This is a genomic window from Phenylobacterium sp., from assembly GCF_031360265.1.
Classification (GTDB): Bacteria; Pseudomonadota; Alphaproteobacteria; order Caulobacterales; family Caulobacteraceae; genus Phenylobacterium.
Genome location: NZ_JANMBF010000188.1, coordinates 1 through 25,775, shown reverse-complemented (window position 1 = coordinate 25,775; position 25,775 = coordinate 1). Strand labels below are relative to the sequence as shown.

At 69.9% G+C, this 25,775-nt stretch carries 26 protein-coding genes and 1 pseudogene; 14 read left to right on the top strand and 13 right to left on the bottom strand.

Annotated features, from left to right (window positions below; genetic code table 11):
- The 3 genes and pseudogenes from RMN86_RS17720 to RMN86_RS17710 all read left to right on the top strand — a co-directional run.
- Positions 1-233: pseudogene (locus RMN86_RS17720) on the top strand (gamma-glutamyltransferase); the annotation flags it as partial.
- Positions 233-811 carry a YdeI/OmpD-associated family protein gene (locus RMN86_RS17715; protein ID WP_309607184.1) on the top strand — a complete coding sequence of 193 codons (579 nt, stop codon included), beginning with the start codon at positions 233-235 and terminating at the stop codon, positions 809-811. The pseudogene RMN86_RS17720 and the gene RMN86_RS17715, both read left to right, overlap by 1 nt.
- Complete coding sequence (locus RMN86_RS17710) at positions 808-1,167, top strand: MmcQ/YjbR family DNA-binding protein (RefSeq protein ID WP_309607183.1); 360 nt, start codon at positions 808-810, stop codon at positions 1,165-1,167. Before RMN86_RS17715 ends, RMN86_RS17710 begins: the two co-directional genes overlap by 4 nt.
- Here the strand turns inward: RMN86_RS17710 and RMN86_RS17705 are convergent.
- Positions 1,152-1,709: a lipocalin family protein gene (locus tag RMN86_RS17705; protein ID WP_309607182.1), complete on the bottom strand. Its 558-nt coding sequence runs from the start codon at positions 1,707-1,709 to the stop codon at positions 1,152-1,154. The two genes, RMN86_RS17710 and RMN86_RS17705, sit on opposite strands and share 16 nt — an antisense overlap.
- Before the next feature lie 70 nt (positions 1,710-1,779).
- The gene (locus RMN86_RS17700) at positions 1,780-2,010 is read right to left on the bottom strand and encodes a hypothetical protein (protein WP_309607181.1); all 231 of its coding nucleotides are present in this window, start codon (positions 2,008-2,010) and stop codon (positions 1,780-1,782) included.
- Positions 2,011-2,069: 59 nt separating this feature from the next.
- On the opposite strand from RMN86_RS17700, the gene RMN86_RS17695 reads away from it, so the two are divergent.
- The 6 genes from RMN86_RS17695 to RMN86_RS17670 all read left to right on the top strand — a co-directional run bounded on the left by RMN86_RS17695 (position 2,070) and on the right by RMN86_RS17670 (position 7,519).
- Entirely contained in the window at positions 2,070-3,596 is a 1,527-nt protein-coding gene (locus RMN86_RS17695) for a UbiD family decarboxylase (RefSeq protein ID WP_309607180.1), read from the top strand.
- A gap of 55 nt (positions 3,597-3,651) precedes the next feature.
- Positions 3,652-4,053, top strand: a complete 402-nt coding sequence (locus RMN86_RS17690) for an MAPEG family protein (protein ID WP_309607179.1) — start codon at positions 3,652-3,654, stop codon at positions 4,051-4,053.
- Positions 4,054-4,132: 79 nt separating this feature from the next.
- A complete protein-coding gene (locus RMN86_RS17685; RefSeq protein WP_309607186.1) occupies positions 4,133-5,464 on the top strand; it encodes a TldD/PmbA family protein in 1,332 nt (443 codons plus the stop codon).
- Positions 5,465-5,541: 77 nt separating this feature from the next.
- On the top strand, positions 5,542-5,787 hold the full coding sequence (locus RMN86_RS17680; protein WP_309607178.1) for a DUF4170 domain-containing protein: 246 nt from the start codon (positions 5,542-5,544) through the stop codon (positions 5,785-5,787).
- 120 nt (positions 5,788-5,907) lie between these two features.
- A complete protein-coding gene (locus RMN86_RS17675) occupies positions 5,908-6,528 on the top strand; it encodes a 2OG-Fe(II) oxygenase (RefSeq protein WP_309607177.1) in 621 nt (206 codons plus the stop codon).
- Between the two features lie 19 nt (positions 6,529-6,547).
- The gene (locus tag RMN86_RS17670) at positions 6,548-7,519 is read left to right on the top strand and encodes a mitochondrial fission ELM1 family protein (protein ID WP_309607176.1); all 972 of its coding nucleotides are present in this window, start codon (positions 6,548-6,550) and stop codon (positions 7,517-7,519) included.
- A 5-nt stretch (positions 7,520-7,524) separates the two neighbouring features.
- Here RMN86_RS17670 and RMN86_RS17665 read toward each other — a convergent pair whose 3' ends face one another.
- Entirely contained in the window at positions 7,525-8,208 is a 684-nt protein-coding gene (locus tag RMN86_RS17665; RefSeq protein WP_309607174.1) for a fused DSP-PTPase phosphatase/NAD kinase-like protein, read from the bottom strand.
- A 113-nt stretch (positions 8,209-8,321) separates the two neighbouring features.
- Between RMN86_RS17665 and RMN86_RS17660 the strand changes: the two genes are divergently transcribed.
- The 4 genes from RMN86_RS17660 (at position 8,322) to lpxK (ending at position 13,197) form a co-directional block, all read left to right on the top strand.
- On the top strand, positions 8,322-10,106 hold the full coding sequence (locus RMN86_RS17660; protein WP_309607173.1) for an ABC transporter ATP-binding protein: 1,785 nt from the start codon (positions 8,322-8,324) through the stop codon (positions 10,104-10,106).
- A complete protein-coding gene (locus tag RMN86_RS17655) occupies positions 10,103-10,807 on the top strand; it encodes a lysophospholipid acyltransferase family protein (protein ID WP_309607171.1) in 705 nt (234 codons plus the stop codon). Before RMN86_RS17660 ends, RMN86_RS17655 begins: the two co-directional genes overlap by 4 nt.
- A 99-nt stretch (positions 10,808-10,906) precedes the next feature.
- Complete coding sequence (locus RMN86_RS17650; RefSeq protein ID WP_309607170.1) at positions 10,907-12,181, top strand: 3-deoxy-D-manno-octulosonic acid transferase; 1,275 nt, start codon at positions 10,907-10,909, stop codon at positions 12,179-12,181.
- Complete coding sequence (gene lpxK, locus RMN86_RS17645; RefSeq protein WP_309607169.1) at positions 12,178-13,197, top strand: tetraacyldisaccharide 4'-kinase; 1,020 nt, start codon at positions 12,178-12,180, stop codon at positions 13,195-13,197. Before RMN86_RS17650 ends, lpxK begins: the two co-directional genes overlap by 4 nt.
- Here the strand turns inward: lpxK and RMN86_RS17640 are convergent.
- The 5 genes from RMN86_RS17640 to RMN86_RS17620 all read right to left on the bottom strand — a co-directional run bounded on the left by RMN86_RS17640 (position 13,194) and on the right by RMN86_RS17620 (position 19,405).
- A complete protein-coding gene (locus tag RMN86_RS17640) occupies positions 13,194-14,279 on the bottom strand; it encodes a phosphotransferase (RefSeq protein ID WP_309607168.1) in 1,086 nt (361 codons plus the stop codon). The two genes, lpxK and RMN86_RS17640, sit on opposite strands and share 4 nt — an antisense overlap.
- Positions 14,280-14,374: 95 nt before the next feature.
- Positions 14,375-15,646, bottom strand: coding sequence for a phosphoribosylamine--glycine ligase (gene purD / locus RMN86_RS17635; protein ID WP_309607167.1), 1,272 nt, complete (start codon positions 15,644-15,646; stop codon positions 14,375-14,377).
- Between the two features lie 885 nt (positions 15,647-16,531).
- Positions 16,532-17,221 carry a phosphate regulon transcriptional regulator PhoB gene (phoB, locus tag RMN86_RS17630; protein WP_309607185.1) on the bottom strand — a complete coding sequence of 230 codons (690 nt, stop codon included), beginning with the start codon at positions 17,219-17,221 and terminating at the stop codon, positions 16,532-16,534.
- A 49-nt stretch (positions 17,222-17,270) separates the two neighbouring features.
- Positions 17,271-17,963, bottom strand: coding sequence for a phosphate signaling complex protein PhoU (phoU, locus tag RMN86_RS17625; RefSeq protein WP_309607166.1), 693 nt, complete (start codon positions 17,961-17,963; stop codon positions 17,271-17,273).
- 125 nt (positions 17,964-18,088) lie between these two features.
- A complete protein-coding gene (locus RMN86_RS17620) occupies positions 18,089-19,405 on the bottom strand; it encodes a sensor histidine kinase (protein ID WP_405041363.1) in 1,317 nt (438 codons plus the stop codon).
- Between the two features lie 270 nt (positions 19,406-19,675).
- On the opposite strand from RMN86_RS17620, the gene RMN86_RS17615 reads away from it, so the two are divergent.
- Complete coding sequence (locus RMN86_RS17615; RefSeq protein ID WP_309607164.1) at positions 19,676-21,961, top strand: tetratricopeptide repeat protein; 2,286 nt, start codon at positions 19,676-19,678, stop codon at positions 21,959-21,961.
- 7 nt (positions 21,962-21,968) lie between these two features.
- Here RMN86_RS17615 and RMN86_RS17610 read toward each other — a convergent pair whose 3' ends face one another.
- Genes RMN86_RS17610 through RMN86_RS17590 form a run of 5 tightly spaced genes read right to left on the bottom strand, consistent with a single transcriptional unit; the run spans position 21,969 to position 25,722 of the window.
- Positions 21,969-22,622 (bottom strand): hypothetical protein, encoded by a 654-nt coding sequence (locus RMN86_RS17610; protein WP_309607163.1) that lies wholly within the window; start codon positions 22,620-22,622, stop codon positions 21,969-21,971.
- Positions 22,619-23,428 carry an SDR family oxidoreductase gene (locus RMN86_RS17605; RefSeq protein ID WP_309607162.1) on the bottom strand — a complete coding sequence of 270 codons (810 nt, stop codon included), beginning with the start codon at positions 23,426-23,428 and terminating at the stop codon, positions 22,619-22,621. The genes RMN86_RS17610 and RMN86_RS17605 overlap by 4 nt, the downstream gene beginning before the upstream one ends.
- The gene (locus tag RMN86_RS17600; RefSeq protein WP_309607161.1) at positions 23,425-23,925 is read right to left on the bottom strand and encodes a DapH/DapD/GlmU-related protein; all 501 of its coding nucleotides are present in this window, start codon (positions 23,923-23,925) and stop codon (positions 23,425-23,427) included. The genes RMN86_RS17605 and RMN86_RS17600 overlap by 4 nt, the downstream gene beginning before the upstream one ends.
- An 11-nt stretch (positions 23,926-23,936) precedes the next feature.
- The gene (gene rfbC, locus RMN86_RS17595; protein ID WP_309607160.1) at positions 23,937-24,467 is read right to left on the bottom strand and encodes a dTDP-4-dehydrorhamnose 3,5-epimerase; all 531 of its coding nucleotides are present in this window, start codon (positions 24,465-24,467) and stop codon (positions 23,937-23,939) included.
- A 16-nt stretch (positions 24,468-24,483) separates the two neighbouring features.
- Positions 24,484-25,722, bottom strand: coding sequence for a class I SAM-dependent methyltransferase (locus RMN86_RS17590; protein ID WP_309607159.1), 1,239 nt, complete (start codon positions 25,720-25,722; stop codon positions 24,484-24,486).
- Positions 25,723-25,775: the final 53 nt, after the last annotated feature.

The following is a 25,775-nucleotide window of genomic DNA, read 5'->3' as shown; positions in this document are numbered from 1 at the left end:
GCTGGCATCACGAGGGCGGCAGTGAGCCGACCGGCGAGGCGCTCGACCCGCTGGGCAAGCTGAACCTGGAGACCGGCGTGCCGGCCGCCACTCAGAAGGCGCTGGCCGAGCTTGGCTGGAAGCTTGCCCCCAACCCCGGCGTCTATGGCGGCTACCAGGCGATCCAGCGCTGGCCTGGCCGCTACGCCGCGGCCACGGAGATGCGCAAGGACGGCGTGGCGCTGGCGTACTGATGGCGCCGACCTTCTTCACCACCCAGGCTGACTGGCGGGCCTGGCTGGAGGCCAACCATGCCACGGCTTGCGAGCTTTCGGTGGGCTTCTGGAAAGTCGGATCCGACCGTGCCTCGATGAGTTGGCCGCAGGGCGTCGACGAGGCGCTGTGCTTCGGCTGGATCGACGGGGTGCGGCATCGTGTCGACGAGGCGGCCTACCGCATCCGGTTTACTCGACGGAGATCTGGCGGGGTCTGGAGCCAGGTCAACCTGCGGCGCTTCGAAGAGCTCAAGGCGCAGGGGCGGGTCGCACCGGCCGGCCAGGCCGCCCACGACGTCGGCAAGCATCGCACCGGGGTCTATTCCTACGAGCGGGCGGCGGCGGACTTCGCGGCGGAGGAGCTGGCCCGGTTCCAGGCCGACGCGGCGGCCTGGGCGTACTTCCAGACCCAGCCGCCCGGCTATCGCAAGCTCGCAACCCACCGTGTTGTGGACGCCAAGACGCCGGCCGCCCGCGCGCGCCGCCTGGCGCTGCTGATTGACGCCTCGGCGCAATTTCGCAGGATGGGCAGCGCAACCCAGATGGAGCCCAGATGACGCTCGCGGAGATGGAAGCCATCGTCCTGGCCTTTCCCGGCGTCGAGAAGGGCATGAGCTATGGCTCGCCGGCCTACAAGCTGAACGGCAAGTTCTTCACCCGCCTGCGCCGCGACGACGCCTCGATGGTGTTGATGGAGGTCAGCCACGACGAGCGCGAGATGCTGATGGAGGCCGAACCCGGCACGTTCCACTTCACCGCCCACTACAAGGACTATCCGTGCGTGCTGGCGCGGATCGACAGCCTGCATCCCGGCTCGTTCCGCAACTTCCTCGACCGCCGCTTCCGCAAGATCGCCAAGAAGACGGCGGTGAAGGCCTACGACGCGGCGGCGGGCGATCAGGAGCCCGGCTGAAGCGCGGGGAATTCCAGCTTGCCGACATCGTAGCCGAGCGCCTTGGTCCGCGCCGTCAACTCGGCGATCCGGGCCGCCGAAGGGTGCGCCTCGCGGGTGTAGAGGTTGACCATCTTCAGGTCGGGCGTCGCCGGGATGAACCAGCCGTCGCCGTGGTCGAGCATCCAGTAGTCGCGGGCTACGGGCACGAAGCCGAACAGCCGATAGCTGACATGGACCTTGGTGTTCTGGCCGGGATTGAGGATCTTCAGCGGGCCGGCGATGACCTTTTCCTTGCCGTCCGGCGTCTTGTCGCGGCAGCCGTCGCGCTCGACCAGACCGCCCCCGGTCCTGAGGTAGTCGGTGTATCCCGCCACGCAGCCATCGGTCAGCGACATCGGCGTGCGGCCGATCTCGTACCAGCGGCCGGCATAGAAGGTCGCGGCCTCCACCGGCTTGGCAGGCTCTGGCGCCTTGGCGCCTTGCGAGCCCGACATAGAGGCGCAGGCGCCACTGGCCAGGGCGAGCGCAAGGGCGGCGGCGGTCAGTGCGGCGGATTTCATGTCAGGGCTCCCTCGACGGGACGATCCCCCGCGGGAGGGTGTACGTTCGGACGAGGCCTAGGGATGCGCGTCAGAACTCGTCTTCGATCATCGCGCGGAACTGTTCGAAGATCTCCTTGGCGTTTTCCTCGGGCGGGGGCGGCGCGTCAGTTTGTGAGGCGTCCCGGGGCGGCGGCGGCGCCCCGGTCAGACGCCCGATCACCGCGCCGTTCTGGACGAGGAGGAGTTCTTCGCCGGGCACGGCTGCGGCGAGCAGGGCCGCGAGCTTTGGCGGCAGGTCGTCGAGATCGATGCGCTTCATCGGCCAAGTCTAGCGCCGGCGGGCGTGACAGGGGAGCCCCGGAACCCTAGGGAAGTCGCATGGCGTACAAGTCGATGCGGGATTTCATGGGCAAGCTGGAGGCCGCGGGCGAGCTGGTCCGCGTCTCCGAGCCGGTCTCCTCTGTGCTCCAGATCACCGAGATCCACCGTCGGCTGCTGGCGGAGAGCGGCCCCGCGGTGCTGTTCGAAAACGTCATCCGCGCCGACGGCGAACGGTCGTCGATGCCCTGCCTGGTCAACCTGTTCGGCACGGTCAAGCGGGTGGCCATGGGCGTGACGCTCGAGGGCCGCGAGCGGACCACCGCGGCCGACCTGCGCGAAGTCGGCGAGCTGCTGGCCTTCCTGCGCGCGCCCGAACCCCCGCGCGGACTGAAGGACGCCTGGGACATGCTGCCGCTGGCCAAGACGGTGATGTCCATGCGCCCGGCCGTGGTGAAGAAGGCGCCTGTGCAGGAGGTGGTCTGGACCGGCTCCGACATCGACCTGTCCCGGCTGCCGATCCAGACCTGCTGGCCGGGCGAACCGGCGCCCCTGATCACCTGGCCGCTGGTGGTCACCAGGGGTCCGTCCGCGACGCGGGAGGACGACTACAACCTGGGCATCTACCGGATGCAGGTCCTGGGGCCCGACCGCACGGTGATGCGCTGGCTGGCCCATCGCGGCGGCGCCCAGCACCACCGCCGCTGGAAAGCCGAGGGCAAGCGCGATCCCCTGCCCGCCTGCGCGGTGATCGGGGCCGATCCCGGCACGATCCTGGCCGCCGTCACCCCGGTCCCCGACACGCTCTCGGAGTACCAGTTCGCCGGCCTGCTGCGCGGCGCCAAGGTCGAACTGGTCGCCGCCAAGACCGTGCCGCTGATGGTCCCGGCCAACGCCGAGATCGTCATCGAGGGCCACGTCCTGCTGGACGACTATGCCGACGAGGGGCCCTACGGCGACCACACCGGGTTCTACAACTCGGTCGAGAAATTCCCGATCTTCCAGGTCAGCGCGATCACGATGCGCAAGGACCCGATCTATCTGACCACCTTCACCGGCCGTCCGCCCGACGAGCCCTCGGTGCTCGGCGAGGCGCTGAACGAGGTGTTCATTCCCCTGCTGCGCCAGCAGTTCCCGGAGATCGTCGACTTCTGGCTGCCGCCGGAGGGCTGCTCCTACCGGATCGCCGTTGTGTCGATGAAGAAGGCCTACGCCGGGCATGCCAAGCGGGTGATGATGGGCGTCTGGAGCTACCTTCGCCAGTTCATGTACACCAAGTGGGTGATCGTCGTGGACGACGACATCGACGCCCGCAGCTGGAAGGATGTGATGTGGGCGATCTCCACCCGCATGGATCCGGCCCGCGACATCACGGTGATCGAGAACACCCCCATCGACTACCTGGACTTCGCCTCGCCGGAGTCCGGGCTGGGATCGAAGATCGGGCTGGACGCCACCAACAAATGGCCGCCGGAGACCCACCGCGAATGGGGCCGGCTGCTCAGCATGGACCCGGCCACCGTCGAGGCGGTGACGCAGATGTGGTCGCGGCTCGGCCTGCCCGGCGACGGCAAGCCGGTCCCCTGACCTTGCGAAGAGCCGGGAAGCGCGCGCAACTGTCGCCCGCACGGGGGACGACGCCATGGACGTGACGGTTTCAGCCCATGCGGCGGCGTTGTGGGTCGGCCTCAACCTGATCCTGCTGCTGGTGCTGTCGGTGCTGGTGGTGCGCCAGAGGCGCCGCCACGGCGTGGCCCTGGGCGACGCCGACATTCCCCGGCTGACCCAGGCGGTCCGCGCCTTCGGCAACGCCACGGAATATGTGCCCGCCGGCCTGATCGCCATCGCCGTCCTGGTGATGGCCGGGGCGCCGCCGATGGTGGTGCATGCCGTCGGCCTGACGCTGTTTGTCGGCCGCGTGGTCCATGCGATCGGCCTGTCGCTGAGCGGCGGCGCCTCCCTGCCGCGCGCCGCCGGCGTGCTGCTGACCTGGATCGCCTACATCCTGGGCGGCGTGGCGTTGTTGTTTTACGCCATCCCCTGAAGCCTTTTCCGCGAAGATGCCCGGTCGGCAAGGCCGCGGCGTCCTTGCCGCAGGCGGCGCGCTCGGCCATATGGCCCGCATGGACGAAAACCTGTTGAACGACGTGGTGGCCGCGGCTCTGGCCGCCGGCGCCGACGCCGCCGAGGCCGTGGGCGCGGAGCGCCGGGCGCTTTCCATCGGCGTGCGCAACGGCGCGCTTGAGGAGGTCGAGCGCGAGGAGTCCCGCGACCTGGGCCTGCGCGTGTTCATCGGCCAGCGCCAGGCCTCCGTCTCCGGCTCCGACGTCAGCGCCGAGGCCCGCGCCAAGCTGGTGGACCGCTGCGTCGCCATGGCCCGGCTGGCCCCCGAAGATCCCTACGCCAGCCTGGCCGACCCTGACCGGCTGGCCCGCGGCGCCCTGCGCGACCTCGACCTCTACGATCCCGCCGAGCCCGCGCCCGAGGCCCTGGAGGCGAAGGCGCGTATCGCCGAGGCGGCCGCGCGCGCGGTCGACAAGGTCACCAATTCCGACGGCGGCTCAGCCTCCTGGTCGACCGGTCAGTGGCGGATGGTCACCAGCGCCGGATTCTCGGGCCTGCACCGCGCCTCGGCCTTTTCGCTCGGCGCCTCGGCCATCGCCGGCGACGAAGGCGGCATGGAAACCGGCTACGACGGCCGCTCCGTGCGGTGGCAGAGCGACCTTCCCGAACCCGACGCCATCGGAACCGAGGCCGGCCGCCGGGCGGCGGGCCGGCTGGGCGCGCGCAAGATCGCCTCGACCACCGCCCCGGTGATCTTCGAGAACCGGCTGGCCGCGTCCCTGCTGGGTCCGCTGATCGGCGCCATCGCCGGCCCGTCGATCGCGCGCGGCACCTCGTTCCTCAAGGACAGGCTCGGCCAGCCGGTGTTCGCCAAGGGCGTCAGCGTCACCGACGACCCGCACCGCGCACGCGGCCTGGGTTCCTCCCCGTTCGATGACGAGGGGGTCGCCAACGGGCCGGTCAGCCTGATCCAGGATGGCGTGCTGACCACCTGGCTGCTGAACACCGCCTCGGCCCGCCAGTTGGGCCTGGCCACCACCGGCCACGCGTCGCGGGGCCTGGCCGGGCCGCCGGGCGTGGGCCCGTCGAACCTCACCCTGCAGCCAGGGACGCGAACCCAGGCGCAGCTGATGGCCGACGCCGGGGCGGGCCTGCTGGTCACCTCGATGTTCGGACCCTCGCTCAACGGCAACACCGGCGACTGGTCGGTGGGCTGTTCCGGGTTCTGGTTCGAGGGCGGCGAAATCGCCTATCCGGTGAGCGAGATCACCGTGGCCGGCAACCTGATCGACATCTACGCCCGCCTGATCCCCGGAGCCGACCTGGAGATCCGCGGATCGTCCAACGCGCCGTCGGTGCTGATCGACGCCCTGGCCATCGCCGGGCTCTGACGGCGGCGGTTGATCCGTGACCCCGACGGGCCTATCGCCGACGCCAACAGATCGAATCACAGGTCAAGAGCCCCGCCATGCCCGACAAACAGCTGCTGCACCTGGTCATCGGTGGCGAACTGAAGAGCCTGGAAGGGCCCGCGCAGTTCAAGGACCTGGACAAGGTCGACCTGGCCGGCGCCTACCCGAATTACCAGCAGGCGCTGGCCGCCTGGCGTGGCAAGGCGCAGTCGACGGTCGACAACGCCCTGATGCGCTATTTCATCATCCACGCGCACCGGCTGCTCGACCCGGCTTCCGATGGAGATGACCATCAGCACTGATCATGACCTTCATTCGCACTCGCGGGACTGCGGCCCTGCTCCGAAAGACCGCTGCGGGCGGGGTCCATCCGTGTCGTCACTGAAGCGGGAGCGTGGCGCGCAGGCGCCCAAGACAAAACGATGAGCGGCCTGAACTGGGAAATCCTTGAGTCGGCGGTGCTGCGGCGCGAGCCGTTCGAGCATTTCCATGTCAACGACGCCCTTTCTCCGGACTGCGCGGCCGCCGTCTGGGCCGACTATCCGGACATCCGCGATTCCGGCTCCTATTCGCTGTCGGACGCCCCGCCCGGGCCGGCGCTTAAGGCGCTGATCGCCGATCTCGAGTCCGATCGCTTCAGGCGGGTCGTCGAGCGGGTCTTCGCGATCGACCTCACCGACCGACCGACGCTGGTGACGCTGCGCGGTCACTGTTCGGCGCGGGACGGACGGATTCATACCGATTCCCGGACCAAGATCGTGTCCCTGCTGCTCTACCTCAACCGCGACTGGCGCGGCGGCGAGGGCCAGCTTCGCCTGTTGCGCGACCGCGCCGACATCAACTCCGAGGCCGTGGAGATTCCCGCGGCCATGGGCTCGTTGGTGGCGTTCCGACGCTCGGATCGCTCCTGGCACGGCCACAGTCGCTATGTCGGACCGCGGCGGGTTCTCCAACTCAACTACCTGCGCTCCACACGCGCATCGTTCATTGGCGGCCTGCGCCACCGCCTCTCGGCCCTCGCCAAGGGTCGACCCGGCCGATGAGTTCGGGTCCGTGTGACCGGTGAGCCGCCTGAAGGTCTGGTCGATGACCACGGGCGAGGTCGGCAGCCGCCACCAGGCCGCCGGCCTGGCCGCCGAACTCTGCCCCGACGCCGTGGAGAAGACGGTCGCCGTCAATCGGCTCTGGGCCCTGGCTCCATCGTCCGTCTTCAGCCTGAGCCTGGCAGGGGTCACCTGCCGGGAGGGCGGCCTCGCCCCGCCCTGGCCGGATGTCCTGATCAGTTGCGGCCGTCGCGCCGGCCTGGTGGCCTTGGCCATTCGTCGCCGCAACAAGGCGGCGATGATCTGCGTTCACATTCAGCGGCCACCGGCGGCCGGGGCCTTCGACCTGGTGGTGGCCCTGCCTCATGACGGCGCCCGCGGCGCCGAGGTGCTGACCGTCGATACCGCGATGCACGGCGTGCGGCCCAAGGCGCTGGCGGAGGCCGCGGCCGCGGGGGACCGGCGCTTCGCCGGCCTGCCTCGCCCCTGGCGCGGCGTTCTGGTCGGCGGCTCGACACGGCGCAATCCGTTCACCGGCGCCGACGCGCAACGGCTGATCGCGCAACTGGACGCCTGGCAGACGCAAAGCCACGGCTCGCTGCTGATCACGCCCTCGCGCCGGTCCTCGCCCGAAGCGATCACCGCCCTGCGGGCCCGCTATGGTGGTTCGCCCTCGGCTTTCCTGTGGGAGGGCGCGGCGCCCAATCCCTATCTGCCGATCCTGGCCCTGGCCGATGAGCTGGTGGTCACCAGCGACAGCGTCTCGATGATCTCCGAAGCCCTGGCCACCCGGGCGCCGGTATGGATCTTCGGCCTGACATCCGGCCACCGACATGCCCGGTTCGTCGATCACCTGCTGGACAAGGCGCTGGTGGCGCGGCTTGGCGACCCGCCGCCGCCGAGCCGGTCCGCGGGGATCGACGCCACCCTGGCGGCGGCCGAGGCGGTGCGGGGTCTGCTGACGCGCCTCGGCGGACCCCAGGCCGGCTGACCGGACTACTCGCGCCGCAGCAACCGCTCGGTCAGCACGGCGCCCAGCATGCCGGCGCGGAACTCGGCCTTCATCCGGGCGGGGTCGTAGAGCGGGCTGTCGACCCAGTCCAGGAACGCCATCCCGGCGGGCTCGCCCTCGGCCAGGTAGCGCTCGAAGACATAGTCCAGCACGCCGGTATTGCCCTGTTTCACATGCAGGTAGCGCAGGGAGAGCTGGTCCAGGGCCTCTCGGATGGGACGGCCCTGGCGAAAATGCAGGTAGAGCACGCTGACGATGCCGGCCCGGTCCGCGCCGGACTTGCAATGGATCAGCGCCGGGTAGGCGATGGTTTCGAACAGTCGCCTGGCGCCGTGCATCTGCTCGCGGCTCGGGACTTCGCGCGAGGTGACGGTGAAATTGACCATCTCAAGGCCCAGCCGGCGGCAGGCGTCCTTCTCCAACGCATGGAAACTCGCGTCGAAACCGCCGCGCAGGTTGACGATGGTCCTGACGCCCCGGGCCTTCCAGGCCGCCAGCTGGTGCGGCCACGGCTGGTTGGTGCGCACAAGTTCCTCGGAGATCCAATGGGCGTTCTGGAACCCCAACCTCAGATAGGCGTGGTCGTTCCACAGATAGTCGGCATAGGCGCGCAGCCGCCCGCCGGGGGTGACAAGGTCGAATCGCGGATCGGTTGGCGCAGCGGTCATCGCGCCCTACCTAGAGCCTTCGGGCCGGCGACGAAAGCCACGCGACACCGAGGACGCGCGGCCGCCGCGCCGCCCTTCTTGACTTCCACCCCGCATCGGACGACGCCAACCCCATGAGCGAGCGCGCCCCGCCAGAGCTTTCCGCCCGCGCCCTGATCGGCCGGGTGGCGCGGGTCTATATGGCGCCGCGCTGGAAGGGCTGGCTCACCGCTCTGTTCGCTGCGATCCTGGTGGCCTTCTTCTCGTCCAAGCTGATCCAGATCCTGGAGCCGGCGACCAACGACCTGATGGTCAACCACAAGGCGGGCGCGTTGTTGATCCTGCCGCCGCTGATCGCCGCCTACGCCATCGGCCGGACGCTCGCTCAGGTGATCCAGGCCTCGCTGGTCAACCGCATCGGCAACGCCGTGGTGGGCGACGTCCAGGTGCAGCTGTTCGGCACGCTGGTCCGGGCCGACCTGGCGCGCCTGCGCAGCCAGCATTCCGGGACTTACGTCTCCTCGGTGCTCTATGACGCGGGCCTGATCCGCGAGGCGGCGACCGCCGGGGTGATCAACTATACCCAGCACCTGCTGACGGTGGTCGGGGCGATCACCATCATGGTCTCCAACGATCTGGTGCTGTCGCTGGCGGTGGTGGTCGCCGCCCCGCCCGCCAGCTGGATCATGCGCCGGTTCTCGCGGCGCACGACCAAGGCCGCCAAGGGAGCGATGGCCGAGACCTCGGCGCTCTCCAGCGCGATCATGGAAAGCCTGGACGGCGTGCGCATCGTCAAGATCGAGAACCGCGAAAGCTATGAGGAGGCCCGCGTCGACCAGGTGGTGCGCCGCCGCCAGGGCCACCTGACCAAGGGCGCCAACGCGCGCGCCTATGCCGCGCCGGCCACCGAACTGCTGATGACCCTGATCACCGCCGGCGTGATCGCCTACGCCGGCTGGCGCTCCGAGCACGGGCACATGACGGTGGGCGCATTCGTCGCCTTCATCGGAGCGCTCGGCATGGCGTCGCAGTCGCTGCGCCAGCTGGCCAACCTGCAGACGGTGTTCGCCGAGGGCATGTCGGCGGCGCGCCGGCTGTTCAGCGCGCTCGACATCGCCCCGGAAGTGCGCGAGCGGCCCGGAGCCCATCCTCTGCCCCGCGGCCAGGCCACCATCCGCTTCGAGCATGTGGGGTTCGCCTACGGTCCCGAAGGCGCGCCGACGTTGAGCGATGTGTCCTTCGAGGCGCGGCGCGGCGAGACCGTAGCGCTGGTCGGCCCGTCGGGCGGCGGCAAGTCGACCATCCTCAACCTGATCCCGCGGTTCTACGATCCCACCGCCGGCCGGGTGCTGATCGACGGCCACGATCTGCGCGAGGTGACCCTGCCATCCCTGCGCGACCAGATCGCCCTGGTGACCCAGGAGCCGTTTCTGTTCGACGACAGCGTGCGCGCCAACATCGCCTACGCCCGGCCAGGCGCGAGCGATGTGGAGATCGAGCAGGCGGCGAAGGAGGCGGCGGCGCACGAGTTCATCCTGGCGCTGCCCGGCGGCTACGGGACTCAGGTCGGCGAGGCCGGAACCCGGCTGTCCGGCGGCCAGCGCCAGCGGATCGCCATCGCCCGCGCCTTCCTCAAGGACGCCCCGATCCTGCTGCTCGACGAGGCCACCAGCGCGCTGGACACCGAGAGCGAGGCCCAGGTGCAGGCGGCTCTGAGGCGGTTGATGGCCGGCCGCGCCACCCTGCTGATCGCCCACCGGCTGTCGACGGTGCGCAACGCCGACCGCATCTACGTCATCGACGGGGGCCGGATCGTCGAGACCGGCGACCATGCCGGCCTGATCCGGGCGCGGGGTCTCTACGCCCGCCTGGCGCAGAGCCAGAACCTGGAGGCCGGCGCGGCGGAGACGGCGGCTTGAAGGGGCTGCTGCGCCATCCCGCGGTGCAGGCAGGACTTGGCTGGCTGCTGGGCGGTTACATCCGCCTGATCCTGGCGACGGTGCGATGGCGTCACGAAAACCTCGATTGTGTCGAGCCGGTGCTGGCGGGCGAGGCCGGCGCGGTGGCCCTGTTCTGGCACGGCCGCATCCCCGTCTGCCTGGCGATGGCCCCGCAGTGGTGGCGCAAGCGGACCAAGGCGCTGATCTCCCCCTCCGCCGACGGCGAGTTCATCGCCCGGGCCCTGGCCATGGCGCGGTTCCCGGCGATCCGCATCTCGACGGCCAAGCCCGGCGACACCGCCAAGGCGCGCCAGGCGGTCGCCGCCTTCCGCGAGGCGGTGGCCCATGTGGCCGGCGGCGGAGCCCTGGTGGTGACCCCCGACGGGCCGCGCGGACCGGGCGAGGTCATCGCCGCGGGCTCGCTGCAGATCGCGCGGCGGTCCGGCCAGCCGGTCTTCCTGATCGGCATCGCCGCCCGCCCGGCCTTCCAGTTCGACACCTGGGACAAGGTGATGTTCGCCGCGCCGTTCGGCCGCGGCGCCGTGGTCTGGGATGGCCCTCTCTATGTCCCACCCAAGGCCGACGAGGCCGCCATCGCCGGCCTGATCCTTGACTGGTCCGCCCGCCTTTCCGCCGCCACCCGCCGGGCCGAGGCGCTGGTCTCGCGGCGTGCGCATTGATCCCGTGCGCGGGCGATGAGAGATAGGCCCGATGGCGCAGACGCACGACGACCACGATCATGGACCCGACTCTCACGCGCACGCCCCGGCCGAGGGGATGTGAGCCGACCGCCGCACACCCTGCCGCTGGCGCTCTACGCCGCAGCGACCGGCCTGTTCGCGCCGCTGGCGCCGGTCGTGCTGCGCCGCCGCGCACGGGCCGGCAAGGAGGACCCCGCGCGCCTGTCCGAGCGTCTTGGGCGCACGACGACGCCCCGACCGGCGGGCCCGCTGGTCTGGCTGCACGGCGTCAGCGTCGGCGAGGGCCTGTCCTTGATCCCGCTGATCACCGCCCTGCGGACACGTCGTCCGGATCTCAATATGCTGGTCACCAACGGCACGGTGACCTCGGCCCAGGTGCTGGCGGGGCGCCTGCCGACGGGCGTGAACCACCAGTTCGCGCCGATCGACACCCCCGGCGCGGCGGCCGGTTTCCTCGACCACTGGCGGCCCGGCGCGGCCCTGCTGGTCGAGAGCGAACTTTGGCCGAACCTGATCGTCGCGGCCCGCGTCCGAAACATCCGCCTGGCGCTGCTGTCGGCGCGGATCACCGAGGCCAGCGCCAAGGGCTGGGGTCGCGCGCCGGCGACCGCGCGCGCCCTCCTTCGGACCTTCGATCTCGTGCTGCCGCAGGACCCGGCGACCGGGGCGCGGCTGGCCCGGCTGGGCGCGGAGGTCGGCCCCTGTCTGAACCTGAAGCGGATGGGCGAGGCGCCACCGGTGGACGCCGCGACCCTGGCCGCGCTGAAGGCCGCCGCCGGGCCGCGTGGGATCGTCCTGGCCGCCAGCACCCACGCCGGCGAGGAGCCGCTGATCGCCAAGGCCGTGCGCGCCGGCGCCCTAGACGCCCTGCTGATCGTCGCCCCCCGGCACCCCGATCGCGGCCCCGCCGTCGCCGCCGAGCTGGCGGGCCTGGGGTTCCGGGTCGCGCGACGGTCCGCCGGCGAGCCGCCCGGTCCGACCGTCACCGCCTATGTGGCCGACACCCTGGGCGAACTCGGCGCCTTCTACGCGGCGGCGGACGTGGTGGTGATCGGCGGGAGCTTTGTCGAGGGTATTGGCGGCCACAATCCATTGGAGGCCGCGCGGCTGGGCTGCGCCATCGTCACCGGCCCCTGGGTCGCCAACGCCTTCGATGTCTATGCCGAGATGTTCGCCGAGGCCGCCGCCATCGGGGCGCGCGACGGGGCGAGCCTGGCCCGGCACATCGCGGGCCTGCTGGACCATCCGATGATCGCGCGACGGATCGGCGAGGCCGCGGCCGACTACGCCGGTCGCCAGGGCGCGGCGCTGGAGGCGGCTCTGGCGTTGATCGAGCCGCTGTTACCGACATGAAACTGGCCACGCCGCGCGGGTGGTACGTCCGGGGCTTGAGCCAGCGCGGAGGCGGCATGCCGGTGACGCGGGCCCTGCTCACCCCGCTGTCGTGGATCTGGGCCGGGGTGACGGCGCGGCGGATCGCCCGCGCGCGCCCCTTCGATCCCGGCGTTCCGGTGATCTGCGTCGGCAACCTGACCCTGGGCGGCGCCGGCAAGACGCCGGTGGTCCGCGCGCTGGCCGAACGGCTGGCGGCGCGCGGCAAGGCTGTGCACCTGCTGTCGCGGGGCTATGGCGGCAGCCTGGCCGGCCCGGTCCGCGTCGATCCCGCGCGCCACACGGCCGCAGAGGTCGGCGACGAGCCCTTGATGCTCGCCGCGCGGTTCCCGGTGTGGATCGCCCGCGACAGGCCCGCGGGCGCCAGGGCCGCGGCGCAGGCCGGCGCCGAGGTCATCGTCCTGGACGACGGCCACCAGAACCCCTCGCTGACCAAGGCGCTGTCAATCGTCGTGGTCGATGGCGAGACCCGCGACGACGCCTGGCCCTTCGGCGACGGGCGGGTGTTCCCGGCGGGTCCCCTGCGCGAGCCGCTGAAGGTCGGGCTGGCGCGCGCCGACGCGGTGGTGATCCTGCTGCCGGCCGACCTGGCGGCGGCGGACCCGGCGCTGGTCCAGACCCTGGACGGCCGGCCGCTCAGCCTGGCGCACCTGCGGCCCGACGCCCCGCCGCCCGGCGGACCCCAGGTGGGCTTTGCCGGCATCGGCATGCCCTGGAAGGTCGAGCGCGCCCTTCAGGCGGCCGGCTGCGACCTCGCCGACTTCGCGCCCTTCCCCGACCATCAGGCCTATGACGAGGCGACCCTTCGCCGGCTGGCCCAGCGCGCGGCGCAATTCGGCGCAGGGCTGGTGACCACCGAAAAGGACTGGGTGCGCCTGCCGCCCGCCTGGCGCGCCCGCGTCGTCGCCTGGCCGGTGCGCGCGGCGTTCGACGATCCGGCGGCGCTAGACGCCCTGCTGGCGAAGGCCGGCCTCTAGCCGGTCGCGCCGGCCTTCTCGGCGAAGCGCCAGCTGGCTTGCGCCAGCGACACCACACGGTCGGCCTGCTGGGCGGCGTGCGGGCTGTTGGCGGTGCCGTCGCGCACCCGGCCAACGATCCCCTGGAGGATGCCCGCCAGCCGGAAGGCGTTGTAGCTGAAGAACCAGTCCAGATCGTGCAGGCCGGAGCGGCCGGTCAGGCTGCAATAGTAGGCGACCGTTTCGTCCATGGTCGGGACGCCATGGGCCTTCTGGTCGGGGATCGTCGCGATCGCGCCGTTGACCCAGTTCATCAGCAGATAGGTGAAGTCCGCCAGCGGTTCGCCCAGCGTTGACAGCTCCCAGTCCAAAACGGCGATGACCTTGGGCTCGGTCGGGTGGAAGATCATGTTGTCGAGGCGATAGTCGCCGTGCACCACGCTGGTCCGCTCCTGCGCCGGCAGGGTGGCGGGCAGCCATTTGATGAGCTTCTCCATCTCCGGGATGTGGTCGGTCTCGGAGGCCTTGTATTGCCGCGTCCAGCGCTCGACCTGGCGACCCATGTAGTTGCCGGGCCGGCCGAAATCCCCCAGGCCGATGGCCTCGTGGTCGGTGTTGTGCAGTTCGGCCAGGGTCTTGATCTTGTCCATGAAGATCGCGTGGCGCTGGGCTGGCTCATACTGCGGCAGCGTCTGGTCCCAGAGGATCCGGCCCTCGACCATGTCCATGATGTAGAACCAGGTGCCGATCACCGCGTCGTCGACGCAGAGCCCGTAGGTCCTGGCCACCGGGAAGCCCGTGGTCCCCATGGCGGTGATCACCTTGTATTCCCGGTCGACCGCGTGGGCCGAGGGCAAGAGCTTGCCCGGCGGCTTGCGGCGCAGGACGTACTTCTTGCCCGGCGTGATCAGCTGGTAGGTCGGGTTGGACTGGCCGCCCTTGAACTGCTGGACCTCCAGCGGGCCGGCATAGCCCTCGACATGGGTCTCCATCCAGCGGGCCAGCGCCGCCTCGTCGAACCGGTGCGATTCGGCCACGGGCTTGGTGCCGGTGTTGAGCGCCTCGCGCTCCTGTTCGGCGGCGGCGTCGACGACGTCGGCCATGGCGTTTCCCCTACAGTTGTTTGAACCCACACTAACGGCCGGGGTGCGCCGGGGGCAAGGCGATCGGCGCGCCAGGGCGGGCCAGCGCCCAATCTTCAGCGCGCCAGCGCGCGCCAGCCGATATCGGTGCGGTGGAAACCTTGCGGCCAGTCGATCAGGGCCACCGCGCCATAGGCCCGCTCGCGGGCTTCGGCGAAGTCGCGACCTGTGGCGCAGACGTTGAGCGCGCGTCCGGCGCCGGCCAGGATCGCGCCATCCGCGCCGGCGGTGGTGCCCGCCTGGAACACCACCACGCCCTCACCGAAGGCCTGGTCGAGACCGCCGATGACGCTGCCGGCCTGGGCGGGACCGGGATAGCCTTCCGTCGCCAGCACCACGCACACCGCGTCCAGGTCGCGCCACACGGGCGGCGGCATCTCGTGCAGCCGGCCGGTGGCGCAGGCCAGCAGATAGGGCACGAGGTCGCTTTCCAGGCGAAGCATCAGGACCTGGCATTCCGGGTCGCCGAAGCGGGCGTTGAACTCGATCAGCTTGGGGCCGTGGCGGGTGGACATCAGCTCCACGAACAGCACGCCGCGATAGGGCGCGCCGTCCGCGGCGATGCCCTTGACGGCCGGCCGCACCAGCCGGTGATCGACCTGATCCACCAGATCGAGAGTGAAGACAGGGGCCGGGGAATAGGTCCCCATGCCGCCGGTGTTGGGACCCTCGTCGCCGTCGAAGGCGCGCTTGTGGTCCTGGGCCCAGCCGAACAGCATCGAGGTCTTGCCGTCGCTAAGCGCGAACAGCGAGCCGATCTCGCCCTCGAGGAATTCCTCGATCACCACCCGCGCGCCGGCCGCCCCGAAGCTCCCGCCAAAGGCGTCGTCGATGGCGGCGTGGGCCGTGGCGAGATCGGCGGCGATGACCACGCCCTTGCCGGCCGCCAGGCCATCGGCCTTGACCACATAGGGCGGGTGGAAGTGGGCCAGCGCCGCCTTGGCCGCCCCGGCGTCGTCACAGATCCGGTAGGCGCCCGTCGGCAGGTGATGACGGTCGCAGAACGCCTTGGTGAACGCCTTGGAGCTTTCCAGCTGTCCCGCCTGCGCCGTGGGTCCGAAGCAGGCGATCTTCGCCGCCTCCAGGGCGTCGGCGAGGCCGGCTTCGATCGCCACCTCAGGCCCGATCACCACCAGGTCAGCGGCGATCTCCCGGGCCAGCGCCACCAGGCGCGCGACCTCGGTGGCCTTGATGTCCCGCACCTCTGAGATCGCCGCCATGCCGGGATTGCCCGGCGCGCAGACCAGCCGCGTCAGCAGCGGCGACCGCGCGATCTTCCAGGCCAGCGCATGCTCGCGCCCCCCGGAACCGACGAGGAGGATGTTCATGGGCGCTGGCTTTCGCGCGAGCGGGCGTAGCGGTCAAGGACCAGCGCCGGGATCATGGCATCATGGGCAGGTTGATGTCCTGGATATTGGCAAAGGTCGGCGGGGGACATGCGTGCGGCGTTCCCCCGATGGCGACTTCTGACTGAGGCTGTGTAAAAACGCGGAGCCGCGAAAATTCCGCGCAATTTCCTACCTGAGGCAGCCGCACACGGGAGGCGCGACGCAAGGTCTGACCGAAAGCGGGCGCCTGGGAGGCAAGGAGTTGCGTGCGATTTTGACCGCCGCGAGTTTTTACACAGCCTGGACTCATCAGAGACGTTGCGGAGGGTCCGCTTTTCGGCGGTGGAAGCGTTGCTGTACATGAGACATCGATCGTAATCTGATTGAAGGCACAGATGATCCTTGCCGTAAGCGGACGGACGCCCCAATGTGACTGCGCTAGCATGTACGAAAGAGATACGGCGGTTTCTCGCACGAGCCGAGCCCGAGGTGCTGTGCATAAGCGGCAAGTGGGGCGTGGGCATTCAGCCCTTAGAGGTGCCTTCATGTTCAAAAACATTGGGAATGCAGATGACGCGATGAAAGCGGTGACTGCGTCGACAACGAGCGCGTTGAAGATGATCGCTGCGGAATCGCCAATCAATGAGCGGCGCGTACGTCCATATGGCATCGTACCCTGATGGCACATGTGGTCATGCTGACTTAGGGGTGCCCCCGTGCCGGAGGATGTCCGCCGAGCGCGCACGAACTATCGCGGCCTGCAAATGACAGCTGACGATGTCTGCTGTCGGCGTGGGAGCGAATGCCCCCCCTGGCGCCAGGCAGTCATCTCGCCTCGCCCCTTACAAACCCTCGCTAGCAGTCGCCGCGCCGACCCGCCCGCCCCTACCCTTCCAGGTCCAACGAATACCCCGCTGACCGCACCGTGCGGATCGGGTCGCTGTCGTCCGAGGCGCCCAGGGCCTTGCGCAGGCGGCCGATATGGACGTCCACCGTGCGGGCCTCGACATAGACGTCGGAGCCCCAGACCGCGTCCAGCAGCTGTTCGCGGGAGAACACCCGGCCGGGGTGCTGCATCAGGTAGTCGAGCAGGCGGAACTCGGTGGGGCCCAGGTGGATCTCCTGGCCCGCGCGCTTTACCCGGTGGGCCACGCGGTCGATCAGCAGGTCGCCGCGACGGACGCGGTCCTCGGCCAGGCCGGGACGCAGGCGGCGCAGCACCGCGCGGATGCGGGCGGTCAGCTCGGTCATCGAGAACGGCTTGACCACATAGTCGTCGGCGCCGGTGTCGAGGCCCCGGACCCGGTCGCTCTCCTCGCCGCGCGCGGTCAGGATGACGATCGGCAGGTTGCGGGTCTCGTTGCGCTGGCGCAGGCGGCGACAGACCTCGATGCCGGAGACCTTGGGCAGCATCCAGTCCAGCACCACCAGGTCAGGCAGCCGCTCGTCGATCATCACCAGCGCCTCCTCGCCGTCGCCGGCGAGACGGACCTCGTAGCCCTCCTTCTGCAGGTTGTATTGCAGCAGGGTGGCGAGCGAATCCTCGTCCTCGACGACCAGGATGTGCGGCGTCACCGACATGGGCGCATCACAGGCACGGGGCGCATCACAGACATGGGGCGCATCAGGTCCGCAGGCCGTCGGTCTTGGGCCGGATCAGCATCATCTCGTCGCCGGTGATCTGGTAGTGGATGATCTCGGCGATGTTGGTGGCGTGGTCACCGATCCGCTCAAGATTCTTGGCGACGAACAGCATGTGGGCGCAGGCGGTGATCGTGCGCGGATCGCCCATCATGTAGGTGAGCAGCTCGCGGAACAGCGAATTATAGTGCTCGTCGACCTCATCGTCCTGGCTCCACACCGCCAGCGCGCCTTCCAGGTCCGAGCGCGTGTAGGCGTCGAGCACACTGGCGAGCCTGGCCAGCACCAGCTTGCCCATCCGGTCGATCGACCGGGTGAGCGGGGTCAGCGGATCGGACTCGATGATCACCAGGGCGCGCTTGGCGATGTTTTTCGCCAGGTCGCCGCAGCGTTCCAGGTTGTTGGCCACCTTCATCGCCGCCACCGCGCGGCGCAGGTCGTCGGCCACCGGCTGGCGCAGGGCGATCATCCGGATGGTCCGGCGCTCGATTTCGCGCTCGGCCTCGTCCAGCCTGTCGTCGCGGGCCACCACCGACATCGCCAGATCCTGGTTGCGCTTGACCACCGCGGCGACGGCGTCGGCCACCTGGGCCTCGGTCAGGCCGCCCATCCGGGCGCATTCCGCCGCCAGGCCGTTCAGCTCGTCCTCGTAGGACTTGACGATATGTTCGTTCATCCGCGTCTCCCCGACGTGCCGCCGGTTTTCAAGCGCCCAGCGCGGGCTTCACGTCGCCGACGCCCCTTGACGGCTCCCAGCGCCTGCGAACCTAGCTCGCGGTGTGCCGCCCCTATGCTACGCTCTCATGACATTTTCGCGACAGGGCGAAGGGCGTTTTCGGGGGCCAGCGGCAGATAGGCTGTGAAGGTGGAGCCCTGCCCCGGCGCACTCTCGACCACCAGGCCCCCCCGATGGCGGTTGGCGATATGCTTGACGATGGCCAGGCCCAGGCCGGTGCCGGCGCGTTCACCGCTCTTCTGGCCCTCGACGCGATAGAACCGCTCGCTCAGCCGCGGCAGGTTCTCGCGGGCGATTCCCGAGCCCTGATCGCTGACCCGCAGCACCGCATAGAGGCCCTCGGCGCGGTCTGGGGTCAGCAGCGACAGCCGCGCCGCCGCCGGCCGCTCGCCCGCCACAGCGTGAACCGCGGTCAGGGCGACGAGCACGCGGATGCCGACGGCGCCACCGTCGGGCGAGTATTTCAGCGCATTGTCGATGAGGTTCTGGGCCACCTGCACCAGCTGGTCGCGGTCGCCGACCACGGATGCGGTCCCGGCCTGCGGCAGGTCGGGCACCAGCCGCACGTCACGCTGGCGGGCCAGCGGCGCGGCGGCGTCGACCGCATCCATCACCGCGCGGGCCAGATCCACGCGGTCCCCCGGCGCCACATGCTCGTTGAGTTCGATGCGGCTCAGCGACATCAGGTCGTCGATCAGCCGGTTCATCCGCTCGGTCTGGGCCTGCATGATCGCCAGGAACCGGTCGCGGGCGCCTTCGTCCTGGCGCGCATGGCCGCGCAGGGTCTCAATGAATCCGGCCAGCGAGGCCAGGGGCGTGCGCAGCTCGTGGCTGGCGTTGGCCAGGAAATCGGCGCGGGTGCGCTCGACCTGGCGCAGTTCGGTCTCGTCGCGGAAGGCCAGCAGCGCCAAGCGCCCGCCCTCGGGCGCGGTCTCCAGCGGCCGGGCATGGGCGCGCAGGGTCTTGGGCTGGACGCCTGGACTCTCATAGACGCAATCCGCCGCGATGCCGCCGAACAGCGCCTCGTCGACCGCCTCCAGCACCTGCGGATCGCGGATCGCGGCGACCAGCAGGCCGGTCTCCTGGTCCAGCCGGAAGAGCTCGCGCGCGGCGCGGTTGGCGAACAGGTAGCGGCGCGTGGACAGGTCCTCGGCGGCGCCGCCGGAAATCACCAGGATTGGATCGGGCAAGGCGTTGGCGAGGCGCGCATACGGGGCCCCAGCCGCCTGTGGGTCATCGGGTTCCCGCGTCGCCGCAACCGGATCGCCTCGCCCGGCGACGAGCAGAAGAGCCAGCGCCACGACCGCAACGAAGACCGCTCCGGCTAGCCCTGCGACAACCGCCAGCTGACCCGAGGCGATCAGCAGACCGAACGCCGCCAAGGCCGCCGCCGCGACACCCGCGATGGGCCAGGGCGAGCGCTCAGTCGGTCGAGGCGACGGGGGCGGGGACAGCGGCGATTCTCCGTTGCGACTATCCTAACATCCTCATTCCTGTGTCAGGCGGGTGACAAGCGCCGCGACGGGGATCGATGATCGATGTCGACCCGATCCGCCGCGGGTCGCGGCCGCTGGCGGCGTCACTCACGCTAGCCAGGGGCGGCGGGCGGCCTTAAGGGTGCCGGCGGGCGGCGGCGCAGGTTGAGTGGAAGCATGGATGAGCGGTTGGCCGCGGCGGATGCGGCGCTGAAAGCGGGCGGCGGCGACGATGCGATCCGCTCGCTGGAGGAGCTTCTGACGGCCGATCCCGTCCAGCCGGCGCCCGTCTATCGCGCGCTGCTGGTCCAGTTGTATCGCGCCAATCGCCTGGAAGAGGGCGTGACCTGGGGCCTGGCCGGGGCTGAGCGGTTCCCGCGCGACTTCGAGATCCACAACATCCTGGGGGTCTTCTACCGCCGCCTGTTCCGCTACCCCCAGGCGCTCGAGGCCCTGGACAAGGCGGTCCGGCTGGCGCCGAACAATCGCTCGGTGCTGTCGAACCGGGGCAATGTGCTGCTCGACATGGACGATGGGGTTCGCGGCGAGGCGGTGTTCGCCAAGTTGGTCCGCGCCGAGCCGCGCAATTCCGAATATCAGCGCCAGCTCGGTCGGGCCCTGGTCAAGCAGGACAAGCGGGCCGCGGCCATGACCCGATTCCGCCAGGCCGTGGCGGTCAAGAAGGACAATGTCGAGGCCTGGATGGACATGATCGGGCTTGCGAACGAGGACCTTCACGCCGCCGAGACCGAGACTCTGATCGACCGTGGGCTGGAGGCCAATCCCGACCATCCGCGGCTGCTGGAGGCGCGCGCGGTGATCCTGCGCCGCGCCGGCCAGGCGCGCCGCTGCGAGGCCTATCTTCTGGAACTGCTGCCGCGGATGGAAACCGCCGGCTGGCTGCACTATCAGCTGGGCAACATCGTCGCCGACTTCGACCGGCCTCGCGCCAACCTCCACCTGCGTCGCGCCGTCGAGCTGGAACCCGACAAGCTCGACTATCTGATGGCCCTGATCGAGAGCCTGGAGCGGACGCGCGAAGGCGACGAGGGCGCCAATATCGAGGAGTCCTATCAGCTGGCGCTGCGCGCCCTGGCCTTCCAGACCACCCGGCCCGGGCATCTGAAGGTGCTGAACGAGACGCTGATCCGCGTCTGCGACTTCGACGCCCTGAGCGCGCTTGGCGATTTCGCCAGCCTCGGGCGCGGCTGGGCGAACAGCAACCGCCACACCGCGCTCCTGAAGCAGCTGGCGCAGGTGAAGACCCTGGATGACCGCTACGAACTGCTGGAGCAGCACCGCATCTGGGCCAGACATGCCGAGGCCGCGGCCGCGAAGAACCCGATCCGCCGGCCGGCGCCAAGGTCACCAGACGGCAAGATCCGACTGGGATTCATGTCGTCGGACCTGCGCCAGCATCCGGTCGGCTATTTCGCCCTTCCCTTGTTCGAGCACGTCGACGCCGAGCGCTTCGAAATCTACTGCTACTCGTTCTACCAGGGCGACCATGCCGACCGGCTGCAGGCGTTCTTCGCCTCGAAGTCGACCGCCTACCGGTGGCAGCCGGAGATCAATTCGCGAGAAGCCGCGCAAGTGATCGCCGACGACGGCCTCGACATGCTCATCGAGCTCGGCGGCTCAACCCACATGAACCGCCTGGACGTGATGGCCTATCGCCCGGCGCCGAAGCAGGCCAGCTGGCTGGGCTATCCCCACTCCGCGGGACTCTCGACGATCGACTACCTGATCTGCGACCCCTTCAACACGCCGCCGCGCCGCGACCTGCTGATCGAAGAGCCGCTCCTGATGCCGCACAGCTGGATCGCGCTCGGCCGGATGGTGTTTTCCGAGAGCCATGTGATCGCGCCGGGCCTGCCGCAGGACCGGGCAGGCGCGATCACCTTCGGCACCGCCAACAATCCGCACAAATACAATCGCGAGACGTTTTCGCTCTGGTCGCGGGTGTTGGGCGCGACCCCCGGGTCGCGGTTCATGTTCATCCGGCCGGAGGGGAGTGCGGCCAGCTTCCGGCGGCATATTCTGGCGGAATTCGGCCGCCACGGGATCGCGCCGGAGCGGATCGTGTTCAGCACCGTCCGTGGCGTCCACATGCCGTTCTACAACGAGATCGACATCAGCCTGGACACGGTTCCGCTGACCGGCGGCACCACCACCACGGAGTCGCTCTGGATGGGCGTGCCGGTGGTCAGCCTCATCGGCGAGGCTTTCTTCGAGCGGCTGAGCGGCTCGATCCTGGCCAACAGCGGCCTCGCCGATCTCGCCACCGAGGACAAGGACGCCTTCGTGCGCATCGCCACGGATCTCGCCGCCGACCGCCCGCGCCGCGAAGCGCTGCGCCACAGCCTGCGCGAGCAGATCAAGGCCGGGCCGCTGGGCCAGACCGAACAGTTCGCCCGCGACTTCTACGACCTGATCGCGCGCACGGTGCGGCCGACCGGCTGAGCCGCCCCTACGCCCGGAAATATTCGGCCATCAGGTCGTCGGGACGGGGCCGGAAGATCAGCTCGCCCGGCCCACCGGCGAACACCATCATGCCGCGCGGCACGGCACGGCCGATCACCCGCACGCCTTGCGAAATCACCGCGTCGTCCGCGACCACGGCGCCGGCGACGACCGCGCTGCCCGGATAGAGCACCACCCGCTCGCCGATCACCGGGATCTGGTCCTTGTGCCGGCCGACGGTGGCGTTCTGGTAGAGCACCAGATGGTTTCCATAGGTCGCCTTGGCCAGGACAATGCCGACGCTGTGGCCGATGTAGAAGACCTCGGGCATAGCGATTTCATAGAACAGGTCGATGCCGTTCAGCGCCTTGTTCATCAGGAACAGCCGGGTCGGGGCGGCGGTGTCGCCGGACCGTGTCCAGATCGTATTGGCGAGGTAATACAGATAGATCGTGTGCTGTGACGACTGCAGGACGTTGAACTCGCCGGGACGCCAGGGCGCGCAGGCGTCGATGCAGCGCCCCAGCCTGACCAGCGCCTCGTCGAGGTGGGCGTCGACCGTGGCGCGAAACGCGGCCTCGCGGCCATCGGGGACGATCGCGGCGCATTGGGCGACGGTGTAGTCGAGCAGGCTGGCGCGCGTGTGATCGCGGAGTTTCAAGCCGTCAGCCTCCGCAGATAGTGGCGCACCACATCCTTGACCGGCGTCGGTGTGACGCCGAGCGCGCGCAGCCGCGAAATGTCGGCCCGGGGCGGCGGCGGCGGCGAGGCGTCGCCCTTGAAGGCGACCTTCCACCCGGCCTCGAGGAAGAGGTTGGCGATCTCGGCGTTGGCGGTGAGCTCGCCGCCGGCCACGTTGACCACGCCGGTCGCCGGTTTCTCGGCCATGGCGATCAGCGCCGAGACCACATCGTCCAGATGGATGTAGTCGCGGGCGATGTGCGGGCTGGAGTCCAGGTTGAGGTCGCGGGTCCTGGCCGCCTCGATCAGCCAGGCGGACAGGAAGCCTGGCGAGTCCAGCAGCCAGTCGAAGACATTGGCCAGCCGGGCGACGGCGCCGCGCCCTTCGGTGCGGGTGAGCGTGATGTTTTCCCCCAGCGCCTTCGACAGATCGTAGGTGCGGCGCGGGTCGGCCGGGTCGAAAACCAGCGGCAGCGTCTCACTGGCGACCGCCACCGGCTGGCCGTCGTAGAGCCGGGTCGAGGAAAGGTAGATCAGCTGTTCGAAGCGGCCGGCGCGGACCAGTTCGCTGACCAGGCTGGCGTGGGCCTCGACGGTGTCGAACGGGCGGCGGTCGTAGTCGGCGGTCAGGCCCGCGCAATAGAACACCACCCCCATGTCGCGGCCGAACAGGGTGCGGTCGTCACGGGCCGGCGCATAGACGTCCCAGCCTTCCACCGCCAGCCGCGCCTGCAACCTGCGGCCGACGAAGCCGGTGGCGCCGATGACTGTGGCCAGGCCGGTCATCGGGGCGGGTCGCCACGCTGGCCGATGCGTCGTGCTGGCGCCCCGGCATAGATCGCCATCGCGGGAACCTCGCCGCGCACGACCGAGCCCGCCGCGATCACCGCGCCTCGGCGGATGATCGCACCGTCCAGCACCACAACATTGGCGCCCAGCCAGACGTCCTCTTCGATCACGATCCCGCCCTTGGATGGCTGAAAGCCCTGGTCGCGGATGCGCCGCGTGGTGTCGGCCACGGCGTGGTTGGTGGGGGCCAGAGTGCAGTTGGCGGCGATCGCCACGGCGTCGCCGATGGTCACGCCGTTGCCGCTGTAGATCACCACGCCGGAATTGATCGCGCAGTCGGCGCCGATCACCACGTCGCCCATACCACCGGCCGGCTTGATCTTGACGAAGGCGTCGATGACCGTGCGGGGGCCGATGGCGATCCGGGTGCCGCGCACCGACTCCTCGATATCCGCCAGGGCGGAGATCTTCGCTGTGGGATCGATCTGCAGCATCCCCGCGGCCCCTAAACCAGGTGATCAGGGTAGGCCGCATCGCGCGGCGAGATCAACGCCGGCGCGTGGGGCCAGGCGATGGCGAAGGCCGGGTCGTTCCAGCGGACGCCGGCCTCGTGACCCGGCTGGAAGACCGGGGTGATCTGGTAGAGCACGTCGGTGTCGGGCTCGAGCGTCAGGAAGCCGTGGGCGACCCCCTCCGGGATCAGCAGGGCCCGGGCGTTGTCCGCCGACAGCTCGGCCGAGACCCACTGTCGACAGGTGGCGCTGTCGCGGCGCAGGTCCAGCGCCACATCGAATATCCGACCCCGGACCGCTCGCACCAGCTTCACCTCGGCGTGCGGCGCAGGCTGGTGGTGCAGACCACGTAGGGTTCCGGGGTGCGGGTTGCGCGACAGGCTGGTCTGCACGGGGCTGAACGGATGGCCGGCGGCGGCGAAGTCCTCCGGGCAGTGCAGGCGCGCGAAGGCGCCGCGCTCGTCCTCGTGCGCCTCAATGTCGATGACCATCACGCCGGCGATCGCGGTCGTCGAAAACCGCATCAGGCCAGGATCCGGCTCATGGGATGACCGTGGTCACGGGCGAGGCGGTGACGAAGCGGCCGCCCCAGTCGCGGATGAAGGCCGTCTGGCCGATGATTTCGTCCTTCAGGTTCCAGGGCAGGATCACCAGGTCGTCGGGCCGCACCTCGGCGATGGCGTCGGGACTGAGCACCGGCAGGTGGCTGCCGGGCAGGAACCGGCCCTGCTTGGCCGCGCTGGCGTCGAACACCACGGCGATGTCGGCGGTCGTCGTGCCGCAATAGTTGAGGAAGGTGTTGCCCTTGGCCGCCGCGCCATAGGCGCAGACCCGTCGGCCGGCCGCCTTTTCCGCCGCCAGGAAGGCGCGAAAGCTGGCGCGCACCGCCTCGACCCTGGGCGCGAAGCCGGCGTAGGTCTCGATCCGGCCAAGGCCGGCGGCGGCCTCGTCGGCCCGCAGCACGCACAAGGCGTCGGTTTCCGCGTGACTGGCGGCCTGGTGACAACACAACAGCCGCAGCGACCCGCCGTGGGTGGAAAGTCGTTCGACATCGAACGGTCTTAGATCCTTGGCGCGCAGCACCTGCTCCACCGCCAGCAGCGACAGGTAGGAAAAGTGTTCGTGATAGATGGTGTCGAACTGCACCTTGTCGATCAGGTTCAGCAGGTGCGGGAACTCGAAGGTCAGCACGCCCTGCGGCTTCAGCACCGCGCGAAAGCCAGCCACGAAGTCGGCGATGTCGGGCACGTGGGCCAGCACATTGTTGGCCGCCATCAGGTCCGCGCGCACGCCGCGCGCCGCCAGATCGCGCCCGGTCGCTTCGCCGAAGAACGCCACCTCGGTGGGCACCCCGACGGCGCGCGCGGCCTCGGCGGTGTTGGCGGTCGGCTCGACGCCCAGCACGGACATGCCCATGTCGATGAAATGCTTCAGCAGATAGCCGTCGTTGCTCGCCACTTCGACGACCATCGCCTGCGGACCCAGGCCGAACCTCTCGGTCATGGCCATGGCATAGCGCCGCGCATGCTCCACCCAGCTGGTCGAATAGGACGAGAAATAGGCATAGCCGTCGTCGAAGATCGCGTCGGCCGGGACGGCGTCATCGGCCTGCACCAGGAAACACCGGTGGCAGACCCGCACGTGCAGCGGATAGGACGGTTCCGATCCGGCGGCGAGCTGCTCGGCGGTCAGGTAGCTGTTGGCCAGGGGCTGGCGGCCGAGATCCAGGAAGGTGTGGATCAGCGGCGTCTTGCAGAAGCGGCAGGCGGGCGGGGTCATGCGCCGCCTTCGTAGGCCGCGATCTGGGCCCGGCACAAGGCCAGGGCGTCCTC